This is a genomic window from Pelorhabdus rhamnosifermentans, from assembly GCF_018835585.1.
GTDB classification, from domain to species: Bacteria; Bacillota; Negativicutes; order UMGS1260; family UMGS1260; genus Pelorhabdus; species Pelorhabdus rhamnosifermentans.
Map to the genome: position 1 here is coordinate 1 of NZ_JAHGVE010000160.1, position 254 is coordinate 254.

Below are 254 nucleotides of genomic sequence, written 5' to 3' on the forward strand. Positions count from 1 at the left end.
CGTCCATGTCGACATCGAGCCGACGCAGATCGGGCGGGTCTTCAATCCGGACCTCGGTATCGTGTCGGACGCCAAGGCCGCGCTGGAACTGTTCGTTAGCGTCGCCCGCGAGTGGCGGAAGTCCGGCAGACTGCGCGACCGGCAGGCTTGGCCCGCAGCCTGTCGCGACCGCAAGCGTTCGATGCTGCGCAAGAGCCATTTCGACAACATCCCGATCAAGCCGCAGCGCGTCTACGAGGAAATGAACAAGGCGT

General features: G+C 64.2%; 1 protein-coding gene. It reads left to right on the forward strand.

Features of this window, described 5'->3' with window-relative positions; genetic code table 11:
• On the forward strand, positions 1–254 hold a 254-nt coding region (locus tag Ga0466249_RS26185; protein ID WP_215832418.1), incomplete at both ends, for a hypothetical protein.